This window comes from Rhodococcus coprophilus NBRC 100603 (assembly GCF_001895045.1).
Classification (GTDB): domain Bacteria; phylum Actinomycetota; class Actinomycetes; order Mycobacteriales; family Mycobacteriaceae; genus Rhodococcus; species Rhodococcus coprophilus.
The window spans coordinates 25,644-50,214 of the sequence record NZ_BDAM01000002.1 but is presented as its reverse complement, the minus strand read 5'-3'; the positions used below and the strand labels follow the sequence as shown (position 1 = coordinate 50,214).

Genomic DNA, 24,571 nt, shown 5'->3' with positions numbered 1-24,571 from the left:
GCTGTGACAGCGGCGGGTCGGCTCACCCGGCGCGGTTGTGTGGTGCGACACTGGGCGGCGTGCTGCGAATGGGGTTGACCGGAGGTATCGGCGCGGGGAAGTCCACCGTCGCCAAGGAACTCGTGAATCTCGGGGCGGTGCTCGTCGATGCCGACACGATCGCGCGGGAGATTGTCGAGCCGGGCTCGGAAGGTCTCGCCGAACTCGTCGACGCGTTCGGGGAGGACATCCTCCTATCCGACGGGTCGCTGGACCGGCCCGCGCTCGCGGCCAAGGCGTTCGCGACCGACGACGCACGTGCCGTCCTGAACGCCATCACCCATCCGCGGGTGGGCCGCCGCACCGCCGAACTCGTCGCCGCGGCACCCGACGACGCGATCGTGGTGCAGGACATCCCGTTGCTCGTCGAAGGTGGCATGGCGCCGATCTTCCATCTGGTCGCGGTCGTTCACGCCGGCGAAGACGAGCGGCTCCGCCGGCTGGTGGAGTTGCGCGGCATGCCCGAGTCCGACGCCCGTGCCCGGATCGCCGCACAGGCGACCGAGGAGCAGCGTCGCGCGGTCGCCGATGTCTGGCTCGACAACACCGGCGAACCTGACGAGGTCGTCCGCCGCGTGCGGACGCTGTGGGCCGACCGCCTGGTCCCGTTCGAACGCAATGTCCGCACCCGCGTCCCGGTGGCACCGGCGCCGGTATTGGTTGCAGCTCGTCCCGAGTGGGAACCGAGCGCACAGCGACTGGTCGCACGACTCGCTGTGGCATGTGGCGGCAGCGCGCTGCGTATCGACCACGTGGGATCGACCGCGGTGCCCGGACTCGACGCCGTCGACGCCCTGGATCTGCAGGTCACGGTGCCCGATCTCGCGGCTGCCGACGCGCTCGCGGAACCCCTTGCTGTGGCAGGCTTCCCGCGCGTCGACCGGATCGATCACGACCAACCGAAACCTTCGTACGGTGCCGGCGGTGAGACGGACCCGGCGATGTGGGCGATGCGCTTGCACGGAAGCGCCGACCCGGGGCAGCCTGCGCGCGTCGCGGTGCGCGTCGTCGGCTGGCCCGGACAGCAGTTCGCGTTGCTGCTTCGCGACTGGCTGCGCGCCGACGCAGCCGCAGCGGCGGAATACGCCGACGTCAAGAGGAGCGCAGCACGCGCGGCAACAGCATTCGGTGACCCGGTCGAGGCAGCTGCGGCATACAGTGCGGCGAAGGCTCCGTGGTTCGACCGCGCCTACCATCGCGCGTGGTCCTGGGCTGAGGAAAACGGCTGGAAGGGATAGCCGTCGAAGGCGGTAGCCAGGCTCGCAGTGATCGTATGATGCAGATCGCTATCCAGAAGGCGCGGCGCGCGAAGGACGGCACGATTCCGCTCGCCGAGCGGCCAGCCTTGCGGATACCCTCGGGAGCTCGGCGCACCACTCCCGCGCCAACGGTGTTATACACCGGCGGATGCGTCGTGTCGGCATAAGATGCTGTCCCTGTCGGACGGTGGAACTCCACCGCCAATCCGGGCGGACCGGTCACCGTCGCCTGGTGCAGAAAGCCCTGTGGCCCCGTGGGAAACCTCGGGGCCACATCTGTCTGGAATGAAGCAGACGCGAAATATGATTCGTCGTCGTGGCTAAGCGTCAGCTGATCGGGGCGTCGAACCGGTACATCGCGAACGTCGCTTGATCACCTGAGGAGGGCGAGTTGTGGTTGTATCCGGGTTGACGGACAACGATCATGTCGTTGTGTACCGCGACGATCTGTCCTCCCTCGTCCAGGCTCCACAGCAGTGCACCGGTACTCGCGGCGATGCAGAACATTTCCGACTCGGTGCTCCCGATGAGATTAAAGCCGTCATTGGTGCCATTCGAGTACTCCATGATGATGGAGTAAAGGTCCAGGCCCCCACGGGAATTCTCCAGCAGATCGTCGATCTTACGAGCCCACTGCTCGTATCCCGTAATGGCCGAGTATCCAGTCATGTACCCGCCCTCACGGGCGATCAACGTGTCACCTACCCGACGCATCATGAACTGTCCCCCGGGTTCGTACATCCATTCGGGGGTGCTTTCGTAGATGCTGGCGATCAGACCGAGCTTGTTGTCGATGAAATTGGCAGGGACCCGGTTTCCGGGCAATCCATAAATTCTGTCGACGTCTTCCCCTTCAACTTCGCGAATCTCGCCCGACGGGAACTCACGCCACAGCCAGCCTTCCTCCTCGTTCTCGGGATCGCGGAGCTCGGCATACACGTCATCGGCGTAAACCCACCCCATCTGATCGAGGTTCTGGTGTACGACGTTCCCCTCGCGATCGACGATCGTGAACCATCGATCGTCGTCCTTTCTGTAGGAGGTCATCGAAAGATAGGACGCGCTGGCCCCCATCCCGCAGATGGTTGTCTGTCTGTGGCCGACCTCGACCGTCCACTGAGGATCGAAATCTTCGGCGGCTCCGTACTCCAATCGCGTGCGGTCGCTTCCTGGTGTGCAGATAGCCAGGTTGTCTCCGTCGACCACGACAGTTGGTTCCTCCCGCTTGTCGCCGTCCGTTGATGCCGGTCTCGCGAAGATCGGTGCGCCGTTACTCGCGGAGAAGACGGTTACTTCACCAGCATCCGCAGTACACGCAATCGCGGAACTGTTGGGTATGTGCCTGCCTCGACAATTACCACTCACCTGCTCACTCGTCCACAGGGTCTCTCCGGTATCGACGTCGATTGATCTGAGGACCGAGGTTTGGGCCTTGTAGTCATAGGCGCTAACCACGATGCTTGAATCGCTTGTCAGTACGACATCGAACCGTTCATCCATGGGATGGGACGTTGATAGCAGATGTGGTGCTTGCGCATATGTTCCGGGAAGGGGCGAGAACGAGATGTCACGCGGAATCTCGACTTTCTCCTTCATTACGGAAAATCCGACACCGGTGCCGATGACACCGAGGGCGACTGTTGCCACTGCAGAGATAACCATCGTGCGCTTAGAGACGCGCATATACCACTCCCAAACACGAAGAAGCCGCCCGACGAGTGCAGTCGGACGGCAGGCCACAATGCTCTTTGAACCGAAGGCGGACAATACACGTCATGCGTGGACGTGCGAATAGGACATCCGCTGAGTGAGCATGTGTGGCAGTCCAGGATCTGGAGCCGAGCTACCTGAATGAAGGCCTCTGGATCCGCAAGGGCAGAAAGCGGTTGGTCTGCGTTGGCTCTGTCCGACGAGAATCGTTTCGCCAGTGCGGGGGAACTATCCGAGTTCCAAGAGGCCGACTGTGAGCAGAGCAATCGCCACTCTCGACGACCATGAAGTAGTGGGCCCAACACTGGCCCTGCGCCGAAAGAAGCCCTCGAAGGCTTGCTCCTGAGCAGCACGGACTCAGGCACTGAACTCGACACAACCGCGTGGATGGGCTGCAGCAATGAGCATCGAATCCTGGATTGTCGTCGCAGTTCTCGTCGCCGGTGTCGTAATCATCGCGCGAGTACGGTGCTTGACTGGGACCTTGTTCAGCCGCTCCTGCGTATTGTTGGGCCAGATCGGCTCCCGGTCTGCAGTGAATGCCAGCCGGTCAGCTCGCGCTGCGTCGAGATCCTCCGCGACAGTCGGTCGCTTCGACTCGAGAGCAGGCTGCCTTCTACGGTGACGGGTTCTTCCACAACAACATCTTCTGGAACAAGGAACACACCCAGCGGATGATGGTCTCCCTGCACCGGAAACGCTTCGAACAGTACGGACACGGCGCCGCCGACCAGGCCATCGTCGGACTCGGCGGCCAGGTGTTCATGGCGAGCACCGAGGCGGAGGCCAAACGGGTCTTCCGTCCGTACTTCGACAACGCGCCCGTCTACGGCCACGGTCCGTCCCTCGAGGAATTCTCCGCGACCACACCGCTGACCGTCGGTACCCCCGAACAGGTCATCGAGCGCACCCTCGGCTTCGCCGACTACGCGGGCGACTACCAGCGCCAGTTGTTCCTCGTGGACCACGCCGGGCTGCCGCTCGAGCAGATCGAGATCCTCGGTCGTGAGGTGGTCCCGGTGCTGCGCACCGAGTTCGAACGCTGGCGGCCAGCGCACGTGCCGTCCGACCCGCCGACCCACGCGTCGCTCGTGGCCGAAGGCCCCGGGTCGCCGCACCGGCTCGTCGCTCCTGCTGCGACCGGAGCCGGAGTCCGGGAATGAGCAGGGGAGAGGCCGACGTCAGCGCCAGGTGATCGGCAACCCCACCGACGTGAGCCACGCGTCGACATCGTGACCGTGGGCGGCGATACCGTCGACAGCTTCGAACGCGCGCAGCACAGCCGACTCGGCATCGTCGGTGTCGATCAGGCCCGCAGCGACGGCGGCGAACAGTTCGTCGATATCTTCGATCGCGGTGCCGCGGCCGGTGCGGACGAGCAGATCGATGTAGTGGTCGTACGAATGCCACACCTCGCCATCTCGCCAGTACTCACCGATATCGACATACCGGTCGAGGTCGCGTTCGTGTCCGGGTCGGTAATGGAAGATCGTCACGCGGAGATGGCGGGACGGCAGGAGCCACGACTCGACGTACCCGAACTCGTGATGGTCGGCCGGGCGCGCCATGTACAGACCCCACGGCTCGACCCGATACATCTCCACCGGTCGCACGTTGCCCTTCGGATCGGTGTTCGTCTGCGCGGGGACGTCGAAACGTTCCACTTTGATGGGATGAAGGTGCGACGGCATATTCGCACGGTACCGCCCCTGCCGGAACAGACGCTGCACGTCGGCGGGGAACCGACGCTGCACGTCGGCGGGGGACGGGAGGGCTCGGCGGCCCGCCGCACGTGTCGGTGGGAGCAATTACCCTGGAATCATGGCGTTCGCTAGTGAGCATCCCGTAGTCGCCCATTCCGAGTTCCGTCCGGTGGGCGAGATCGAACGCACCGACGCCCGGTTCGAGGTCGTCAGCGAATACGAACCCGCCGGCGACCAGCCCGCCGCGATCGACGAACTCGAGCGCAGGCTGAAGGCAGGGGAGAAGGACGTCGTACTGCTCGGCGCGACCGGTACCGGCAAGTCCGCGACCACCGCCTGGCTCATCGAGCGACTCCAGCGCCCCACCCTGGTGATGGCCCCCAACAAGACCCTCGCCGCGCAGCTCGCCAACGAGTTGCGGGAAATGCTGCCCAACAACGCGGTCGAGTACTTCGTGTCGTATTACGACTACTACCAGCCCGAGGCGTACATCGCGCAGACCGACACCTATATCGAGAAGGACTCGTCGATCAACGACGACGTGGAGCGGTTGCGTCACTCGGCGAGTTCGTCGCTGCTCTCCCGTCGAGATGTCGTGGTGGTCGCCTCCGTGTCCTGCATCTACGGCCTCGGCACCCCGCAGTCGTACCTCGACCGTTCCATCCAGCTCGAAGTGGGCCTCGAAGTTCCTCGCGACGCCCTGCTGCGACTGCTCGTCGACGTGCAGTACAACCGCAACGACCTCGCCTTCACACGCGGCTCGTTCCGCGTCAAGGGCGACACCGTCGACATCATTCCGGCCTACGAGGAACTCGCGGTACGCATCGAGTTCTTCGGCGACGAGATCGAGGCGCTGTACTACCTGCACCCGCTTACCGGAGATGTCGTCCGCAAGGTCGATTCTCTGCGGATCTTCCCCGCAACCCACTACGTCGCGGGGCCTGAGCGGATGGAACGCGCGGTCAAGGACATCGAAGCCGAACTCGAGGAACGCCTCGCCGACCTCGAGAACCGCGGCAAGCTCCTCGAGGCGCAGCGACTGCGGATGCGCACCCAGTACGACCTCGAAATGATCCGGCAGGTCGGGTTCTGCTCCGGCATCGAAAACTACTCCCGGCACATCGACGGCCGGCCCGCCGGTTCCGCACCGGCCACCCTGATCGACTACTTTCCGGAAGACTTCCTTCTCGTCATCGACGAGTCGCACGTGACGGTGCCCCAGATCGGCGCGATGTACGAAGGCGACATGTCGCGCAAGCGCAACCTCGTCGAGTTCGGGTTCCGTCTGCCCTCGGCCGTCGACAACCGTCCGCTCACCTGGGAGGAGTTCGCCTCCCGGATCGGGCAGACCGTGTACCTGTCGGCGACGCCCGGCCCGTACGAACTCGGACGGACCGGCGGCGAGTTCGTCGAACAGGTCATCCGGCCGACCGGTCTGGTCGACCCGAAGGTCGTCGTCAAACCCACCAAGGGCCAGATCGACGACCTGATCCACGAGATCCGGGAGCGCGCCGACCGCGACGAACGTGTCCTCGTCACGACGCTGACCAAGAAGATGGCCGAGGACCTCACCGACTACCTGCTCGAACTGGGCATCAGGGTGCGGTACCTGCACTCCGACATCGACACGTTGCGCCGAGTGGAGCTGCTCCGGCAGCTGCGACTGGGAGAGTACGACGTCCTCGTCGGCATCAACCTGCTGCGTGAGGGACTCGACCTTCCGGAAGTGTCGCTCGTCGCGATCCTCGACGCGGACAAGGAAGGCTTCCTCCGTTCGAGCACGTCGCTGATCCAGACGATCGGACGCGCGGCGCGCAACGTCTCCGGCGAAGTGCACATGTACGCGGACAAGATCACCGATTCGATGGCCCGTGCCATCGACGAGACGGACCGCCGGCGCGAAAAGCAGATCGCTTACAACAAGGAGCACGGTCTCGACCCGCAACCGTTGCGCAAAAAGATCGCCAACATTATGGACCAGGTGTATCAGGAAGCCGAGGACACCGAAGCCATCGAGGTCGGCGGATCGGGCCGCAATGCGTCGCGGGGACGTCGCGCCCAGGGCGAATCGGGACGCGCGACAAGCTCCGGCGTCATCGAAGGTCGCGACACCACGACGATGCCGCGCGCCGAACTGGCCGATCTCGTGCAGCAACTCACCGACCAGATGATGCAGGCCGCACGCGATCTGCAGTTCGAGCTGGCGGGCCGGTTGCGTGACGAGATCGCCGATCTCAAGAAGGAATTGCGCGGAATGGACGCGGCCGGACTCAAGTAGTCTCCGCTCCGACAGGGGCGGCCTTCGACCCGAAGGCCTTTACCGACGGATCCGTCTGCAGAGAACATGGCCGGGCGTCGGACAAGTGCCGGGGCGGTATGTGAAGCTTGCCGACACAATCGTCGCTTCACCCAACATTTCGCTCAACCTCGCGAACGGCATTGTCGACGGCTTGACACCGATCGGAAGAACAAGTTCGCGGCATCGGTGTCGAACGAGATGTAACCGATCCCGTCGATCAAGCCCGATGCGGGGATCTCACGCAGTTCGATGATCAAGCCGCGCCAACCGCATGAGCCGGCAGTGATCTATTCGGTGACCGGAGCGAACACCTGAGAACCGGCGGACAACTTCCATGCCGTTCGAGACTCTTCACCGTTCGGCGCTGCGTACACGTGCCGCTGTGTCGCGGGTGCGGCGAATTTTCTTCAGTATCCCGCGATCAGCGGTCGTGTGAGAGACAGTGGCACCACGGGCGGACATCGCGCATGCCTTCTCCGGCGCAACGACCGCACTTGCCGACGCCTTCGGCAGTGGTCGCTCCTCGGGCACCGGCGCGTGTCACGTCGGCCTACACCCCGGGGGCAAGGGTCGACCCCACTGGATTGCGCGGAGCAAGTCGAAGGCGAGGCGAGACACGGTGAGGATCGAGTCCGAACGGATGCCGAGGGTCTCGTCGATGCGCCGAGTCCGAGGATGGTTGCTCGAGGACATCACCGAGGAACCGGCCGGCTACCAAGGGCCACACCGGGTGGTATCGAAGGCTGAACATCGGCACCCGTGGTGGAAAGTGATGTGCCTGACCGGTGTCGACTATTTCTCGACGCTGGGTTATCAGCCCGGGATCGCAGCATTGGCGGCAGGCACGCTGGCTCCGGTGGCCACGGTGGTGCTCATCCTGGTGACGCTGTTCGGTGCTCTGCCGGTGTATCGGCGGGTGGCCCGGGAAAGTCCGCGCGGCGAAGGTTCGATCGCGATGCTCGAGAAACTGCTCCCGAGGTGGGGTGGAAAACTCTTCGTCCTGGTGCTACTCGGATTCGCCGCCACCGATTTCATGATCACCATCACGCTGTCCGCCGCCGACGGCAGCGCCCACCTGATCGAGAATCCGTTCGCACCGTCCTGGCTTTCCGGGCGCGCTGTGGTGGTCACCTTGGTGTTGGTGGCACTGCTGTCGGGGGTATTCCTGCGTGGATTCACCGAGGCCATCGGCATCTCCGTTGCTTTGGTCGCCGTGTACTTGGGGCTGAACGTGATCGTGATCGGGGCCGGGTTCTGGCACGTGTTTTCCGCCCCGTCCCTGGTCACCGACTGGACGGCGGCGATCAGCACTGAGCACGCAAATCCGGTCATGATGATCGCGGTGGCGTTGCTCGTATTTCCCAAGCTGGCGCTGGGGCTGTCCGGCTTCGAGACGGGAGTGGTGGTGATGCCCCAGATCCAAGGCGCGCCCGGCGATACGGACGCCGATCCGGCTGGACGAATTCGTCGCACCCGCAAGCTGTTGACCACCGTCGCTGTGATCATGAGTGGTCTTCTGCTCGCCTCGAGCCTGGTCACCACGATCTTGATACCCGGGTCGGAATTCGCGCCCGGGGGCCAGGCGAACGGTCGGGCATTGGCGTTTCTGGCACATCGGTATCTGGGGGAAGTATTCGGCACCGTCTACGATGCGAGCACGATCTTGATTCTGTGGTTCGCGGGCGCGTCGGCGATGGCCGGACTGCTCAACCTCGTGCCACGCTATCTGCCCCGCTACGGGATGGCACCGTCCTGGGCGCGGGCGGTGCGTCCGCTGGTGCTCGTCTTCACCGCCGTCGCAGTGGCTGTAACCCTTTACTTCGACGCCAGCGTCGATGCCCAGGGCGCTGCTTACGCGACCGGTGTGCTGGTGCTGATCACGTCCGCGGCCGTCGCGGTCGCACTGTCCGCCCGTAGACATCACCAACATCGACGGCTTCTCGGCTTCGTCGTGATCACCGCGGTGTTTGCCTACACAACCGCCGCGAATATCGTCGAGCGGCCCGACGGCGTGAAAGTCGCAGCCTTCTTCATCGGTGCGATCCTCATCGTCTCGTTGCTGTCACGAATCTCTCGATCCTACGAATTGCGTGCCACGTCGGTGGAATTCGACGAGACCGCACTGGGATTTCTGTCTGAGGCGGCCGCCACGGGCGCAATCGCTGTTGTCGCCCATGACGTCGATCGGTTGACCGTGGACGAATACCGCGTCAAGGAAGCTCGGCAGCGTGCCGACAGTCACATCCCCGATTCGCAAGCGATTGTCTTCCTCGAGGTGAGCGTCACCAACTCGTCGGACTTCAGTACCGACCTTGTCGTGCATGGCCGGCAGTGTGAGAATTTCCGGATCCTCCGGGTCGACAGCCCTGCAATCCCCAACACGATCGCCGCGGTGTTGCTCCGAATGCGTGATCTCACCGGTGTCATTCCGGATGTCTATTTCGAGTGGACCGAAGGTGGCCCGTTGATGAACCAGCTCCGTTTCCTCTTCTTCGGGGAGGGGCAGGTGGCCTCCGTGACTCGGGAGGTACTGCGCCGCGCGGTTCCCGATCGCGCCGGCCGACCGCGCGTGCACGTCGGCTGACACTCGTGTCTGTGACGGATCCGCGCCGACGGTACTTGCACAGCGCGGCATGCCGAACGGCTGCCTGGCAGCTGTATCCGGGCTCGGTGGCAACGACGTCTGACGGCGTTCGGGTTACCACGTGCTGCAGTGTGACAACGAACGTGTCCTTTCCGGCCCGCTGGTGGAGCGCCAGCGAAAGAGATGTGGGACCCAAATGCCCCATGCGCCCCGACGTCCCCGCTACTGTCTACGCCAGCGCCGCGCGAAGGAGGGCACCGACCTCCATCACCGGCGCCATCGGCGGTACGCGCCGGTGACCGGATACTCGATGGAGGAACGAATGAGCGCCTACCGGACCATTGTCGTCGGGACGGACGGTTCGGAATCGTCGTACAAGGCGGTGGAGAAGGCAGCTGCTCTGGCGGGAGACGCCGGCGCGAAGTTGGTGATCGCCTGCGCGTACTACCCCGCAGATCCCAAGGACACGGCACAGGCCGTGGACGTGCTGCGCGACGAGGCCTACCAGGTCACCGGCTCCGCGCCGACCTACGACATCCTCCGCACGGCACGGGAGAAGGCCACCGTGGCCGGGGCGAAGAACATCGTCGAGCGGCCCATCGTGGGCTCGCCCGTCGAATCGCTCCTCGCCCTCGTCGCCGAGGTCGAGGCCGACCTCATCGTGATCGGCAACCGCGGGCTCAACACCCTCACCGGCCGGCTCCTCGGCTCGGTTCCTTCGGATGTGGCCCGCAAGGCGACCTCCGACGTGCTGGTCGTTCACACCGTCCGCTGACGCCGACCGGGATACCTTCCGGGTGACCGGTGGAGGTCAGCAGTAGGTGTCGCGGGTGATCTCGACATAGTGCCGGGCGGCGTCGTCGTCCGGCACCGCCGTGTGCGTCGCCTCCGCGGCGTACGACGCCAGCGGCCGGGCAGTCTCGAGGATGCGCTCCTCCGGCACTCCGGCGGCCAGTTGGTCGCACAGTCCGCGTGCGACCGCGAGCAATGTCTCGTCGGGGATGTCGGCGACCAGACCGGCGTCCGCCAACGTGTTCTTCAGGCGCGTTGCGCGGGCATCCAGCACCGGTGGGTCGGCCGGGACCGTCGAAGCGGGTGTCTCCACCGCCTCGACGCGGTCGACGGTTGTGCTGCCGGAGCAGGCAGCAGCGGTGAGCACCGCCGCGGCGACCAGTCCCACACGCGCAGCGGCGCCGATCGGCAACAGTCCCATCACCTTCACCTCACACCGTCTCCGTGCCGGACGCACGTATCGCCGGGAGCCGCAGCGACGGCACCGTGGACAGGACCGTACCGTCCCGGCATTACGGAACGATTCCGATTCTCGGCACCGTTCAACTGGCTACCGGCGCCGCGAGACCTTCGAGCACCCGCGGGAGTTCCGTCGTGTACAGCACGCCGAGTCGCTGGGTCGCTCTCGTCAGCGCCACATAGAGGTCGTTCATGCCGCGCGGAGAATCTGACAGGATCTCGGCCGGTTCCACGAGCAGCACCGAATCGAACTCGAGCCCCTTGACGTCTTTGACGGCAGCCACCGTCACCGACGGGGACGCCAGGTGAGCCCACTCCCGTACCAGCCGTGGAGGTACGAGAACTGCAGTCGTGCCCGGTCCCGACTCCTCGTCGAGTGCCTCAAGGACAGCCTCCGCCAACATGTCGGCGCCAACCGGCCGTGCCCACGGCTCGTACCCGGATTCGCGGACAGACTCGGGCGGGATCTGCTCGGGATCGATCTCCGAGAGCACCGCATGCGCGACCCGCATGATCTCGGCCGGAGTGCGGTAGTTGACGGTCAGTTCCGCCTTCTTCCACCGGTTCGCGACATACGGCTCGAGGACCTCCTGCCACGACGAACTGCCCGCCGGATCGCCGGTTTGTGCCGTGTCACCCACGAGCGTCATCCATCGGTTCGGAATGCGACGCATCAGCGCCCGCCACGCCATCTCCGACAACTCCTGCGCCTCGTCGACGATCACGTGGCCGTATGTCCATGTGCGGTCACCCGCCGCCCGTTCCGCTGTGGTCTCGTGACGGCGATGGTCCTGCCGTTCGGCGAGTTGCGACGCGTCGATGAGGTCGTAGGCCATGAGAAGTTCGGGATCGAGGTCGTCTTCGAGATCCTGCGGCGCCGACCCGGTCAGGATGTCGAGTGCGCCCTGAGCGTCGGCGATCTGCCGGCGCCACCGCCGGGAAGCGCGCTCGCGTTCCGCGGCGTCGTCGACGCCGAGAAGTTCGGCGATCTCGTCGAGCAGGGGAGCGTCGGCGGCGCTGAATCGTCCTCCGCCGTGCGGACGGTACAGCGCGTCGATCTGGTCGTCGGACAGCCCGGGAGCCGCCGAGGCCAGACGTTCCCGCGAACCCAGCAGATCCGTGAGCACCTGTTGCGGCGTCAGCTCCGGCCACAAGGCATCGATCGCGGACACGATCTCCCGGTCCGCGCGCATCTCCGACCGGATGTCGTCGATGTCGTCGCGGCTCAGCAGGTTGCCGCCGTTGACCAGATCGGTGCCGATGATCGAAGCGAGCTGGTCTGCGAGTGCTTCGATGACGGCGGACACGAAGATCGGACGAGCGAGGTTGTGCGGCCGCCGGGACGAGCGTGCCCGCCCGCGCGCCCGCGTCACCGACTTCCGGTCCAGGGTGAGGCGATAGGTGTCGAAGGACAAGGTGACCGGGGACGCCGGGACCTCCTGCCGATCCCGCACCGCCTTCTTCAGGATGTCGATCATCGCCGACGAGCCCTTGATTTCGCCCGCCTCGCGGGTGTCGTCGAGGGTTGCCTTCACACCCGGATACATGTCGCCGATGGTCGACAGCAACACGCCGGTCTCGCCGAGGGACGGCAGCACCTGGCCGATGTAATCGAGGAAGGTGGAGTTCGGCCCGATGATCAGCACGCCGCTCTTCGCGAGCTGTTTGCGGTACGTGTACAGCAGATAGGCGGCGCGGTGCAGCGCCACGGCGGTCTTGCCGGTGCCCGGCCCGCCTTGCACCACCAGCACGCTGCGATGCTCGGACCGGATGATCGCGTCCTGCTGCGCCTGGATGGTGGCCACGATGTCGTGCATCTGCCCGGTGCGCGCCGCGTTGAGTGCCGACAGCAGGGCCGACTCGCCTGCCACGCCGCCTGCGGCCGGGGTGTCGGAGTGCTCACGAGCAGCGTCGAGGTCGAGGTACTCGTCGTTGAGGGCGGTCACCGACCGTCCGCGGCTGCGGATGTGGCGACGCAGCACGACACCGTCGGGCGTCGCGGGCGTCGCGAGGTAGAACGGCCGGGCCTGCGGCGCTCGCCAGTCGAGGAGGAGTGATTCGTAGTCGTTGTCCTCGTCCAGGATGCCGATGCGGCCGATGTAGCGGCTGTCGAGGCGTTCACCGTCGGCATCGTCGTGGTCGGTGGCGTCGTTGTTGTCGTTGTCGTTGTCGTTGTCGGTGGAGTCCTCGCGCACGTCGATGCGCCCGAAGCACAGTCCGTGTTCCGCGGCGTCGTACTTCGCGAGATCCTCGGTGTACATCTGCGTGAACGACTCGCGTTCGCTGCGTGCCTGCGGCGTACCGCCCGACTCCCGGAGTACGCGAGTGAGACGTGTCTTCGCGTAGTCGCGCAGGGCGTCGAGGTGCCGGTACAGCATCGCGACGTATTCCTGCTCATGGTCGAGCTCGGGGTGGGACGCGCCATCGGCCGGCACATGAACTCCTCGGATAGAAAACAGATCGAACGCGTAGGCGTCGACGGAAGTGCCCGAGAAGTCTAGTCGGATCCCCAGGCGCGTCGAGGAACACCCGGAGACAAAGCGGCAGGCACGCGGATCCCGGGGACCCGCGTGCCTGCCGCGGAAGCCGACAGCTCGGCTCGCTGTTGCTCGTGACGGAGCGGCTCTACCGCTTCTCGAGCGCCTTACGGTTCTTCTCGATCGTCTTTTCTGCCTGCTTGCGTGCCTTCTCGGCGCTGATCCGTGCCTTCTCGGCGGCCTCGAGAGCTTTGGCGTTGAGGACCGCCGAACGCTCGTCGGCGAGCTGCGCCCACTCGCTGCTGCGATCGCGGGCGGTATCCAGGAACTTGGTACCACGCACCCGCGCGACCTCGGCGAACTCGGGCCCGCGTTCCTTTGCAATGTCGAGGAGTTCGATGCCGCGTTCGCGCGCGGTTTCGGCGAACTCCGGGCCCCGTTCCTTGGCGATATCGAGGAGACCGGTGCCGCGCTCGCGTGCGCGCTCCGCGAGAACCGGTCCACGGTCGCGCGCGATCTCGAGGATGTCGGTGCCGCGTTCCTTCGCCACCTCGGCGAGTACGGGGCCGCGTTCCTTCGCGACGTCCAGCAGATGGCCGCCCTGCTCGGCTGCCTCACCGGTGAGCGACTTCACGCGATCGGCCACATTGCTGAACGCGTCGGACGTGCCACGATCGGCAGCCACGAGGGGGAGCGCGGCGGCCACGGAAGCCTGCGCGCGTCGCGCGGCGCGACGGCCACGCCAGCCGAGCGACGGTTTTCCTTCGGTGTCCACCGCGGCGATGAGAAGCCCGCCCAGCAAGCTGACGCTCTTGATGAACTCGGTGCGCTGCCTGGAACGGGTTTCCGGATCCTGAGCGTTCCAGAAATCGTGTCCGACGGCGGTGGTCGGTACGAGTGAACCTGCGAGCGCAAGTGCCGAGAGTCGCGGTGCTTTACCGAGCGCGAAAAGCGCGCCGGCACCGATCTGCACGGCGGCGTTGAGCTGGACCAGCGTCTCGGGGTTGCTCGGGAGCCGATCGGTGACCGAGGCGGGCAGCGCATTCACCGCCTGATCCAGCGCGGGCTGGGCTGCGTTCGCCCGCGGAGCGGGATTGCGGAGGGCGTCTACGCCCCCGGCAATGAAAATGGACGCGAGCATCGGCCTCGCGAGTCTCCGGACGATCATGTAATTCCTCCCGTTGTCGGGTGTGTTGCCACCGCAACCCGTGTACCCCCACTACTGCCGGAATATGCCCCCGCATCCCGGAGTGCCGCCCGGGATGCCCGTTTCAGCGCCGAAGCCGGATTCGCACCGGACGGAAAACCGAAATAATCCGAACTTCGCGGGGCTCGCACCCGCCCCGAACACGCCACTCGTCGCATCAATCGATGCGCGCGACCTCCGGACGGGCGGTCACCGGGGCGGCGAGTTGCTGCTCGTCGCAGATCCGTTGCAGCTTCTCGAGCGTGGCGCTCAGGCCAGGACCCTTTCGGGGCCCCGGAGTGAAGGACGCGGGCAGGTGCCGCATGCCCTGGATCACGCCGATGGTGTCGTAATGCACCGTCCCCTCGGGATCACATCGGAAGTCCGGCATACGATCGAGCACCGCGGTGAGCATCGACTTGAACACGGTCCGGGCGACGTTGGAGCCGATACAGCGATGGATTCCGAGACCGAAACTGAAGTGCCGGTTCCCTTTCCGATCCAGGACGATCTCGTTCGGATCGGGAAAGACCGTCGCGTCACGGTTCGCCATCGCCCAGGACAGCCACAGTCGCTCTCCTTCGCGCAACTCGGTGCCACCGATCTCGAAGTCGGCGGCGACGGTGCGCCCGTCGCCGGGCGCAGGCGTGAAGAAGCGCAGGAATTCTTCGGTGGCCGAGTCGAGCAGGCGCTCACGATCACGATCGAGCATTTCACGCCTACCGGGATTCTCCGACAACCACTCGAGAGAGTGGGCGGTGAGAGCCGTCGTCGTATCGAAGCCACCCCCGATCAGCAAACCGAGCATGCCGAGCAATTCGAGATCGGGTGCCGGTTCGCCGTCGATGCGCAACGCGACGAGCCCGTCGACGAGTCCCGGGCGGGGGTTCGCCTTGATCTCGGCGAGATTCGACAGCAGGTCGATGCCCATCGCGCGATGCATTTCGGCGACCCGCTCGGCATCCGGCGAGTTCTCCGGCGTGTAGACAGACGCGTGCACCGGTTCGCTGTAGACGGACCATTTCTCGATCGGGATACCGAGCATGGCGAGGGTCAGCACCGCGGGCACGATGTTGGCGAGATCGTCGACGAAATCGATGTGTCCACTTTCGATCTTCTCGTCGAGCGCGGCGTGGACCACTTCGTCGATGAACGGTTCCCAGCGCTTCACGGCAGCGGGAGACAGGTAGGGGTTGAGGACCTGCCGGTAGATGCGATGCTCCGGGTCGTCCATCTCGAGGATTCCGCCGCGCACCATGACGGCGCGACGCGCGGTGGGAATCGAGATTCCTTTGTAGCCGCGCCGGACTCCGTGCACATCGTGGTCGTTGGACACATACGGGCTACGTGCGAGTTCGAAGACTTCGTCGCTGCCGCTGGCCACCCAGTGCCCGTCGTAGGTGTCGGTCCATGCGACAGGGCACCGAGAGTGAAGATCCTCGGTGATCTCCTCGAAGTGATGCCGGTATTCGGGGGTGTGGCGGTCGAAATGGCACCGTGAGCTTTTCCGGTCCTTGTCGACGGGTGCCTCGTCGGTGGTCACGACAGGTCCTTCGCGGTACGCGGGCGTTCGGCCGGGATCGATTTCACTCGGTACTCCTCGTTGTGTGTCAGGTGCTGTTTGCGGTGACGGTGTCGACCGAACCGTCGGGATCGTGTTCGCCGGCGGCGGCGCGCACCGCGCGGACGATGCCCTGGTAACCGGTGCAGCGGCACAGGTTGCCCGAGATCGCTTCCCGGATCTCCTCGTCGGACGGCGTCGGGTTCTCGCGAAGGAATGCGGTCGCCGAGACGATGAACCCCGGTGTGCAGAAGCCGCACTGGAGTCCGTGCTCGTCCCGGAAGGCGGCCTGGACGGGGGACAGTTCCCCGTCTGCCCCGGCGATGCCCTCGATGGTGGTCAGTTCCGCGCCGTCGGCCTGGACCGCGAAGATCAGGCAGGCGCGCACGGCTTCGCCGTCGAACAGGACGGTGCACGCCCCGCACACGCCGTGCTCGCATCCCAGATGCGTGCCCGTCAGGCCGCACCGTTCGCGCAGGTAGTCGGCGAGTGTCAACCGCGGCGGTATGCGGTCGTGGCGGGTCGCGCCGTTGATGCGGACACGGATTTCGACGTCAGTCATCGAGTGCCTCCTCCACCGCGCGCGTCCACGCGCGAGCTACCATCGCGGCCCCGACGCGGCGCCGATACCCGTCCGTGCCGTGACCGTCCGACGGAACCGCGTCGAGGTGTGCGGTCGCGTCGTGGCCGACATCGCGTGCGGAGATCGTCGACGCTCCGCGTCCGACGAGATCGGTTTCGAGCGCCCGCGCGCGGATCGGCGCCGGGCCCATGCCGAAAACCGTGATCGCGCACCGCTCGATGCGATCGTCAGCATCTACGCGGACCGCGACCGCGGCACCTGCCACCGCGAAGTCGCCGCTGCGGCGCGTGAACTCCTCGATTGCGTATCCGCACCGGCCGGTCCACACCGGGAACGTCACCGCGGTCACCAGTTCGTCCGGTTCCACCGCGGTCGTCCACATTCCCTGAAAGAACTCTTCGGCGGGGATCGTGCGCGTTCCTCGGGGAGAGAGCGTTTCGATGTCCGCGTCGAGGGTCATCGCTACCGCCGGATACTCCGCGGCCGCATCGGCGTGGGCGAGGGAGCCGCCGATCGTGCCGCGATTTCGGATCTGGAAGTGCCCGATGAGTGGGGTCGCGCGGGCGAGCAGTGGAACACCTCGCGCGATCACCTCGGAGCGGCCGACGGTGGCGTGAGTGGTGGTGGCCCCGATCCGGACGGTGCCGGTTCCGGTGTCGATGCCACGCAGGCCGGCCGGTCGCCGGAGGTCGACGAGATGCTCGAACACGGCGAGTCGGAGGACGAGCAGCGGCATCAGGCTCTGTCCGCCTGCGATGAACTTGGCCTCGTCCCCGAGTTCGGCGAGGAGATCGACCGCCTCGGCGGCGGTCTCCGGTGCGTGATAGTCGAACGCGGCCGGCTTCATTCGGTGCCCTTTCCGGCGGCGCGGGCCTCGTCGATCATCCGCAGCACGGCGGAAGGGGACAGTGGCAACTGCGACAGTTCGATTCCGAACGGAGCGAGAGCGTCCGCCACCGCGTTGAGAACCGCGGGGGTCGCGCCGATCGCCCCGCCTTCCCCTACGCCCTTGAAGTTCCCGGGCCCGGGGCTCGGGGTGTCCACGTGCCCGATTTCGATGACGGGAATCTCGGACGCGGTGGGCAGCAGGTAGTCCATGAAGGTGGTGGCCACGGGATTGCCGCTGTCGTCGTAGGCGAGGTGTTCGTACAGTGCGCCGCCGATTCCCTGGACGGTGCCGCCGCATATCTGGCCCTCCACCACGGCCGGATTGATCATCTTGCCGCAGTCTTCGCTCACGATGTAGCGGAGCAGAGAGACCTTGCCCGTTTCGACGTCCACCTCGCACGTGCACACGTGGGTGGCATTGGCCCAGATCATCATGTGCGGTGTCCGGTAGCGTCCACTCGCCTCCAGTCCGGGCGGGACGCCCGGTGGGAGCGCCTCGCCCTGGAAGTAGGCAATATCGGCGATTTCGGCCAGCGACAGTGACTTGTCCGGGGCGTTTCGCACCGAGGCGATGCTGTTCACGAAGTCGATCTCGTCGGGAACCGTGCCGAGGCGGTGCGCCGCAATCGCAACGATCCGCTCCCGCAGGCCCCTGGCCGTTTCGGCGATCGCCCCGGCCGTCATGGATCCGGATCTGCTGCCACCTGTTCCGGCTCCGAACGGCGTGATCGCGGTGTCGCCCTGAATGGTCCGCACATCCGCCATCGCGACCCCGAGCGCATCCGCCGTCAGCTGGACGACCGTCGTCTCCAAGCTGTTTCCTGCGGAGCCGCCCGCGACGTAGACGTTGACCTTGCCGGTCGGCTCGATCCGGATGGTGGCGCCCTCGGTGCTGTGGAACGAGGTTCCACCCGTGGTCGGCTCGACGTAGGTGCACGTGCCGACGCCCAAGTACCGGCCTTCGGTGCGGGCTCGCTTCTGCTCCTCCCGGAAGTCCTCGTAGCCCAGCATCGCCACGGCCTGCTCGAGCGTTTCCAGCGGGGAGATGTGGTCGAGGGGCATACCGTGCGGATTGAACGCGGGCAGGTCCTCGCGCCGGATCATGTTTCGCCGCCGGAGTTCGACGGGGTCGATACCGATGCGGCGGGCTGCATGATCGAGAAGCACTTCGCGAGCGACGGATTCGAACTGCCACGGACCACGGTAGGCCAGCCGCCCGACGGTGTTGGAATAGTGGAACTTCACGCTGAAGGATGCATCCGGGACGCGATAAGGGCCGGGGAACAACATGCCCACCACGACTCCTGCGGTGAGCGGCGACGGAGTGGGATAGGCACCCACGTTCTGCACGTGATCCATTCCCGCCGCGAGAATCCGGGCCTCCGCGTCGAACGCCATCCGGACGTCCGCGTGCTCGTGGCGCGCCATGCCCGACGACATCAGGTTCTCCTGACGATCTTCGATCCACTTCACGGCGGTGCCGAGTTTGCGTGCTGCGAGTTGGACGCAGATCTCCTCGCGCAGCGGCGCGACCTTCAGTCCGAAACCACCTCCGGTGTCGCGCGCGACCACCCGTACCCGGTGTTCGTCGATGCCGAGCAGGCGGGCACAGAAGCCGCGCACTTCGTGGGGTGACTGGGTGGAGATCCACACGGTCATCTCGGCTGTCGACGCCGACCACTCCGCCACCAGGCCACGGGTCTCCATCGGAACGGGGAGATAGGCCTGCTGAAAGATCTGCTGCTGCACCACGTGTGCGGCACTGTCGAAGATCGGATCGAGATCCGACGCCGGGCGGCCTGCCATCTCACCGGCAGAGTTACCGGCGAAGCCGGCATGCACGAGATGCGGGGACGTGTCCGCGGTGACGTAGTCGAGTACCGGCTCGAGCGGTTCGTACTCGACCTCCACAAGCTCTGCGGCGTCCTCGGCGATGTACCGGTCGGCGGCGACGACGAGGGCGACCGGGTCGCCGACGAACCGCACCTCTTCTTCGGCGAGCGGCGGCCGCGGTACCGGCGGCATACCCGGCATGTCGAGTGCGTACGAGATCTGGTGCGCGACGGTATTGAGTTCTGCTGCGGTGTAGACCGCGAAGACGCCGTCGAGTTGCAGTGCCGCGGACGCGTCGACGCTGCCGATTCGCGCGCGGGGCAACGGACTTCGCACAAAGCAGGCGTGCACCATGCCGGGGCGGGTCACGTCGTCGACGAAAGTGCCGGCCCCGGTGACCAAGCGAAGGTCTTCGATTCGCGGAACGGAAGTGCCGACGACGCCGGTCGCCGGGGGAGCCTGCGTCCGGGTCATCGCGGTGCTCGTCGCAACGCGGAGGATGACATGCGGGTAAACGATGGTGAAGGTGTCATGCGGCAGTTCTCCGTTCACCTGGACTGTCCGTCAGGCGTCCGCTGAAGGCTTGTGCCCCAACGGTTTCGAGAATATGAGCGGCAACATGCGCGGAGGCCGGCACCCCGCGAGCCGAATCGGGGAGGGGTCGATCGTCGAATCCGGGCCCTGCGCAGAATGTCTAACATCGGCGACTGCATAGTGTCAACAGAGTATGTCGTGGACGAATACGACATTACGGCTTCGGGAGAATTACATTCACATGTAATTCATGTGTCCGCTCGGTTCGCAGACTTCGTGCGCGCCGTGTCCGCATTCGCTCCGCCCGGGGAGAGAACCAGATCGGCCACGACCTCGAAATGGGGCGCTGAGGCACCGCTGCCGGTGGTCCGTTCCACCGACACCCGAGCGGCTCGACCGTCCAACCGGAGAGTCGCGATCTGGTTGCCGAACGTGGGGCCGGCGATCCGATCCCACTCCACCGGAGATCGGGGCACGGGAGCGACGAGCCGGAGCAATGCCCTTACCGAGCGTTCCGCAGTGCGACTCCACGCCGCCCGGAACCCGGCCCGCACCACCGCCGGAACGCGATTGTGGAGCGGTGAACATGTCAATTGGTACACCAGCGAGTCCGTCGGAAAAGTGAAACGCGCTTGTGCCGCGTAGGCGTGGTGGACGTCGCCGGACAGTACGCAGATCGTCGCCGGTGGGGTACCGGACGGACCTGTGCGGTCGCCGCGGGCAACGGCGCCGAAGAGTCGGGCAAGACGGTCGAACGAGTCGTGGAACGCCGCCCAGTGTTCGAGATCGGCGCCGCGGCGCAGAGCCTCCGCCCAGCGTGCGAGCCGTGGACCCCGCTCACCGAATGCCAACCGCTCGTCCCAGGATTCGGCGTCGTGCAGCGCTCGGGGGAGCAGCCAGGGCAACGATGTTCCCACCAGAAGGTGGTCGTAGTCGCCGGCCGTCTGGTCTTCGATCCAGCCGAACTCCGGATCGGACACCATCTCGCGCCGCTCCGAGGTGAGCACGCGCCCGCAACGCGAGTCGATCACGAGAAGACGCACCGCCCCGAAATCCCGGCGATAGGACCATTGCACCCCGCCGCCGCCGTCGGCTTCCTCGTCGGCGTCGGAGGCGAACGCGCGGAGAATCGCGGTCGCGTCACCGGCAGATCCGCGGACCTTCGCGTACAGGTCGTTCGACTTCAGCTCGTCCGGCGAAAGGTTCCCGAGGTGCTGATAGATCCAGTACGACATGAGCGCACCGACGATGCGTTCCTCCCACCAGTTGCTCGCCTCGAATTCCGCACGCCAGGACTGCGAAGTGTTCCAGTCGTCGTGCACATCGTGGTCGTCGAAGATCATCGAGGTCGGCACCGTCGAGAGTAGCCACCTCACCTCTGGGTCCGACCACGACTGGGCGTACAGCCAGGTGTATTCCTCGAAGTCCCGCACCTGGGGTCCGGGCGGTTCGTCGAGGTGGTGCCGCTCACCCACGCGGCGCAGGATGTCGGGCGACAACTCGTCGGCATACACCTGGTCGCCGAGGAGCACCAAAGCATCCGGCCACGACTCACGGAACTGCGTCTTCATACGCTGCGCATACACGACGAGCGCATCCGCGCCGAGAGAATCATCGGGTTCGTCCTCGGTGGTGGCGACCCGGCACGACCCGAACGCGAGATCGAACCTGCCGTCGTCGCCGAGGGTGCGGATGACCGATGGGGCACCGTCCGCGGCCGGCCAGACTTCGATGTCGTCGAGGTGGACGGTGTACGGCGTGGTGGAACCCGGTTCCAGCCCCTCGATCATCACGAGGGCGTAGTGGTGCCCTGCGACCGACCAGGTCGGTTCGGAACGACCGAGGATCTTCACGGTGCAAGGCCGGGACGTTTCAACCCAGACCGTCGCATCCGTCGAGCCGACGTGTCTGAGGACGGGGCCGAGCAGAAGTGCCGCCATGGTTCACCGTGCCGGGAGTTCGCAGGAGCGAGGCCTGATGCGACCGAATCGTACCGGCTCGTGAGAATCGATCCCCGCGAAACGGGCCCGGGGAAACGGAATCGGGAGGACTCTGATGAGGCCGGACCGCACGGCCCGGCCGAGTGCGCAACGAGGAGGAGCCCGGCGTGGACGACGGCCAGGACGAAAGCGACTGGGACAACCTCGACGAGGACGCGAAGCGGCAGGCCACGGAGAAGGCAGAGAAGATCCGCAAAATGTACGAACCCGGTGTGCGGCGGACCGAGATCGTGCCGGGTACCGACGGCATGGTTTCGGGTACTGCGTTTGCCGAGCCCGACGAAGACAACGCGGAGGACGAATCCGGAACGGACCGGGAGTAGGGCGGGCCGGAATCCTGCCGGGAGTCGACGGCAGGTTGCCGGTCGGTGGCGATGCCGCGGAACCGCACCCGTTTGCGCCGCCGTAGGTGCAAGATGTGCGGATGCCCGCACACATCACCACCGCACCGCCCACAGTTCACACCGCCCTCCTCGGCTTGGGGGTGTACCGCCCGCGTCGCGTCGTACCCAATTCGGAAATCGTCGAGCGCATCGACTCCACGGACGAGTGGATCAGAACGCGCTCCGGTATCGCCACACGCCACTGGGCGGACTCGGACGAAACCATCGTGTCGATGAGCACGGCCGCAGCCCGCGACGCGCTCGCTGCTGCCTCCATGGACGCAGATCAGATCGACGCTGTCGTACTCGCCACGTCGTCGCAAATGGTGCTGGGACCCTCGGCAGGCGCCGTGGTCGCCACGGAACTGGGCATGCACAACACCGCCGCATACGACGTCTCCGCGGGCTGCGCCGGCTTCTGCTACGCGCTCGGCAACGCGTCGAGCCTCGTCCGCGCAGGCCAGGCACGCAACGTTCTCGTCATCGGCGTGGAGCGACTGTCGGACCTCCTCGATCCGACCGACCGGTCGTGCGCGTTCATCTTCGCCGACGGAGCCGGCGCCGCCGTCGTGGGGCCGTCGGATTCGGAGGGGATCGGGCCGGTCGCCTGGGGTTCCGACGGCAGCCAGACCGATGCGATCAAGCAAGACAAAGATTTCCAGCAGTATTTCGGCGAGGTCGACGCCGCGCTGGCCGGCGGACCCGCCCCGGTACGCCCGTACATCCGGATGAACGGAGCAGCGGTGTTCCGCTGGGCCGTGACATTCCTGGAGTCGGCCTGCAAGGACGCGCTCACCCGGTCCGGAGTCTCGGTCGAGGATCTCGACGCCTTCGTGCCGCACCAGGCCAACAGCCGCATCACCGACGCACTGGTCCGCACCCTGGGACTGCCCGGCACAGCCGCGGTTGCCCGCGACATCGCCGAGACCGGCAACACCAGTGCTGCCTCGATCCCCATGGCGATGGAACAACTGCTGCGCTCCGGTGAGTCCAAGCCCGGTGACCTCGCGCTGCTGCTCGGTTTCGGCGCGGGTCTGTCCTATGCCGGGCAGGTCGTGCGGATGCCCGAGATCGTGTAGCGAGTACCGGCCCGGGTCCGGCACCCCGTCATCGCGCGGACGACGCCGCCGCTGTCCGCTCGTGCGGATAGTCGGCGGCGCGGTGCTGGAACGCGGTGATCGCCGGATTCCGGATCGCCCCGTCGCGAATCTCGATCGCCCGGGCGATGACCATGTCGTCGTCCCATGCGTCCGGGCCTGACAGGACCGTTCGCAGGTGGGGGAGCAACGCTTCGCTGATCTCCCAGGTCGCCGAGTTCCACAGGTACGAGGGACTGTGATCCACCGCGTAGTAGTGAACGTTGTCGCCCACCACGAAGCTCGGCTCGGTGAACGAGGTGGGACGCGCCCAGCTGAAACCCATACCGGCGTCGCAGGACACGTCGACGATCAGGCTGCCGGATGCAAAGGCCGCCAGATCCTCCTCGATCAGGAAGGTCAGCGGCTCGTTGGGATCTTGAAGCACGCAGTTGACGACGATGTCGTTCTCCGCGAGGTACGGCGCGAGAGGAACCCGGCCCTCGTCGGTGAGCGCATAACTTCGGTGCGGATCGGTGGCGTCGTGTTCGAACCTGACGATCTGCACCGAATGGATCGGTGATCCGACCGCCGCGACGTCCCGGTTCGTCAGCACCCGGACGTCGTCGATGCCGTGCGCGTTCAACGCAGTCACCGCGCCGCGTGCTGTTGCTCCGAAGCCGATGACGACGGCGCGCAGACGACGGCCGTAGTCACCGGTGGACCCGATGGTCTGCAGGCCGTGGACGACGGAGCTGTATCCGGCGAGCTCGTTGTTCTTGTGGAACACGTGGAGGCCGAAACTCCCGTCGCTGCGCCAGTGGTTCATCGCTTCGAAGGCGATCAGGGTCAGCCGCCGATCGATGGCGTGCTGGGTGACGTCGGCGTCCTGTACGCAGTGCGGCCAACCCCAGACGGTCTGCCCCTCACGGAACTCGGCGAGGTCGGCCGCCTGGAGCTTGGGCAGGGCGATCACGTCGCACTCGGCGATCAGCCGATCCCGGGAACGGAAACCGGCGACCCACGGCTCGATCTTGTCGTCGGACACCCCGAACGGCTCGCCGTACCCGGGCTCGAGATAGATGTGTGCACGCAGATCCTCGTCGATGCGAGAGAAATGGTGCGGATGGATCGGAAGGCGACGCTCGTTCTTCTTTCGAGAGCGCGCCAGAACACCGAGATCGAGCATATGTAGTTGTGCTCCT

General features: G+C 65.8%; 17 protein-coding genes and 1 pseudogene. 7 read left to right on the top strand and 11 right to left on the bottom strand.

Features of this window, described 5'->3' with window-relative positions; all coding sequences use genetic code 11:
• Positions 1 to 59 precede the first annotated feature (59 nt).
• Entirely contained in the window at positions 60 to 1,277 is a 1,218-nt protein-coding gene (coaE, locus tag RDCOP1_RS04575; RefSeq protein WP_197713474.1) for a dephospho-CoA kinase, read from the top strand.
• A gap of 348 nt (positions 1,278 to 1,625) precedes the next feature.
• Here coaE and RDCOP1_RS21245 read toward each other — a convergent pair whose 3' ends face one another.
• Positions 1,626 to 2,945, bottom strand: a complete 1,320-nt coding sequence (locus RDCOP1_RS21245) for an outer membrane protein assembly factor BamB family protein (protein ID WP_072698946.1) — start codon at positions 2,943 to 2,945, stop codon at positions 1,626 to 1,628.
• A gap of 665 nt (positions 2,946 to 3,610) precedes the next feature.
• Here RDCOP1_RS21245 and RDCOP1_RS04565 point away from each other — a divergent pair.
• Positions 3,611 to 4,171 (top strand): annotated as a pseudogene (locus RDCOP1_RS04565) (LLM class flavin-dependent oxidoreductase); the annotation flags it as partial.
• Positions 4,172 to 4,189: 18 nt separating this feature from the next.
• Here RDCOP1_RS04565 and RDCOP1_RS04560 read toward each other — a convergent pair.
• Positions 4,190 to 4,699: a ribonuclease FAU-1 family protein gene (locus tag RDCOP1_RS04560; RefSeq protein ID WP_072699164.1), complete on the bottom strand. Its 510-nt coding sequence runs from the start codon at positions 4,697 to 4,699 to the stop codon at positions 4,190 to 4,192.
• Positions 4,700 to 4,829: 130 nt separating this feature from the next.
• Between RDCOP1_RS04560 and uvrB the strand changes: the two genes are divergently transcribed.
• The 3 genes from uvrB to RDCOP1_RS04545 all read left to right on the top strand — a co-directional run bounded on the left by uvrB (position 4,830) and on the right by RDCOP1_RS04545 (position 10,369).
• Positions 4,830 to 6,989, top strand: a complete 2,160-nt coding sequence (uvrB, locus tag RDCOP1_RS04555) for an excinuclease ABC subunit UvrB (RefSeq protein ID WP_072698945.1) — start codon at positions 4,830 to 4,832, stop codon at positions 6,987 to 6,989.
• A 679-nt stretch (positions 6,990 to 7,668) separates the two neighbouring features.
• On the top strand, positions 7,669 to 9,594 hold the full coding sequence (locus tag RDCOP1_RS04550; protein WP_072699163.1) for an APC family permease: 1,926 nt from the start codon (positions 7,669 to 7,671) through the stop codon (positions 9,592 to 9,594).
• A gap of 322 nt (positions 9,595 to 9,916) precedes the next feature.
• Positions 9,917 to 10,369: a universal stress protein gene (locus tag RDCOP1_RS04545; protein WP_072699162.1), complete on the top strand. Its 453-nt coding sequence runs from the start codon at positions 9,917 to 9,919 to the stop codon at positions 10,367 to 10,369.
• 36 nt (positions 10,370 to 10,405) lie between these two features.
• Here RDCOP1_RS04545 and RDCOP1_RS21240 read toward each other — a convergent pair whose 3' ends face one another.
• From RDCOP1_RS21240 to RDCOP1_RS04505, 8 genes are all read right to left on the bottom strand, one after another.
• Entirely contained in the window at positions 10,406 to 10,807 is a 402-nt protein-coding gene (locus RDCOP1_RS21240; protein WP_143152177.1) for a DUF732 domain-containing protein, read from the bottom strand.
• Between the two features lie 121 nt (positions 10,808 to 10,928).
• Positions 10,929 to 13,280, bottom strand: a complete 2,352-nt coding sequence (locus RDCOP1_RS04535; protein WP_072698944.1) for a HelD family protein — start codon at positions 13,278 to 13,280, stop codon at positions 10,929 to 10,931.
• A 190-nt stretch (positions 13,281 to 13,470) separates the two neighbouring features.
• Positions 13,471 to 14,490, bottom strand: a complete 1,020-nt coding sequence (locus RDCOP1_RS04530) for a DoxX family protein (protein WP_072698943.1) — start codon at positions 14,488 to 14,490, stop codon at positions 13,471 to 13,473.
• Positions 14,491 to 14,686: 196 nt separating this feature from the next.
• On the bottom strand, positions 14,687 to 16,051 hold the full coding sequence (locus RDCOP1_RS04525) for a cytochrome P450 (RefSeq protein ID WP_072698942.1): 1,365 nt from the start codon (positions 16,049 to 16,051) through the stop codon (positions 14,687 to 14,689).
• Positions 16,052 to 16,118: 67 nt separating this feature from the next.
• Positions 16,119 to 16,631: a (2Fe-2S)-binding protein gene (locus tag RDCOP1_RS04520; protein WP_072698941.1), complete on the bottom strand. Its 513-nt coding sequence runs from the start codon at positions 16,629 to 16,631 to the stop codon at positions 16,119 to 16,121.
• A complete protein-coding gene (locus RDCOP1_RS04515) occupies positions 16,624 to 17,499 on the bottom strand; it encodes an FAD binding domain-containing protein (RefSeq protein WP_072698940.1) in 876 nt (291 codons plus the stop codon). The genes RDCOP1_RS04520 and RDCOP1_RS04515 overlap by 8 nt, the downstream gene beginning before the upstream one ends.
• Complete coding sequence (locus RDCOP1_RS04510; protein ID WP_072699160.1) at positions 17,496 to 19,847, bottom strand: xanthine dehydrogenase family protein molybdopterin-binding subunit; 2,352 nt, start codon at positions 19,845 to 19,847, stop codon at positions 17,496 to 17,498. The genes RDCOP1_RS04515 and RDCOP1_RS04510 overlap by 4 nt, the downstream gene beginning before the upstream one ends.
• Positions 19,848 to 20,155: 308 nt before the next feature.
• Positions 20,156 to 21,847: an alkaline phosphatase D family protein gene (locus tag RDCOP1_RS04505; protein WP_072698939.1), complete on the bottom strand. Its 1,692-nt coding sequence runs from the start codon at positions 21,845 to 21,847 to the stop codon at positions 20,156 to 20,158.
• A 167-nt stretch (positions 21,848 to 22,014) separates the two neighbouring features.
• Here RDCOP1_RS04505 and RDCOP1_RS04500 point away from each other — a divergent pair, with 167 nt between their 5' ends.
• Both RDCOP1_RS04500 and RDCOP1_RS04495 read left to right on the top strand, forming a co-directional pair.
• Positions 22,015 to 22,230 (top strand): hypothetical protein, encoded by a 216-nt coding sequence (locus RDCOP1_RS04500; protein ID WP_084722437.1) that lies wholly within the window; start codon positions 22,015 to 22,017, stop codon positions 22,228 to 22,230.
• Between the two features lie 101 nt (positions 22,231 to 22,331).
• Positions 22,332 to 23,369: a beta-ketoacyl-ACP synthase III gene (locus RDCOP1_RS04495; protein WP_072698937.1), complete on the top strand. Its 1,038-nt coding sequence runs from the start codon at positions 22,332 to 22,334 to the stop codon at positions 23,367 to 23,369.
• A gap of 28 nt (positions 23,370 to 23,397) precedes the next feature.
• Here RDCOP1_RS04495 and RDCOP1_RS04490 read toward each other — a convergent pair whose 3' ends face one another.
• A complete protein-coding gene (locus RDCOP1_RS04490; protein ID WP_072698936.1) occupies positions 23,398 to 24,555 on the bottom strand; it encodes a N(5)-(carboxyethyl)ornithine synthase in 1,158 nt (385 codons plus the stop codon).
• Positions 24,556 to 24,571 lie beyond the last annotated feature (16 nt).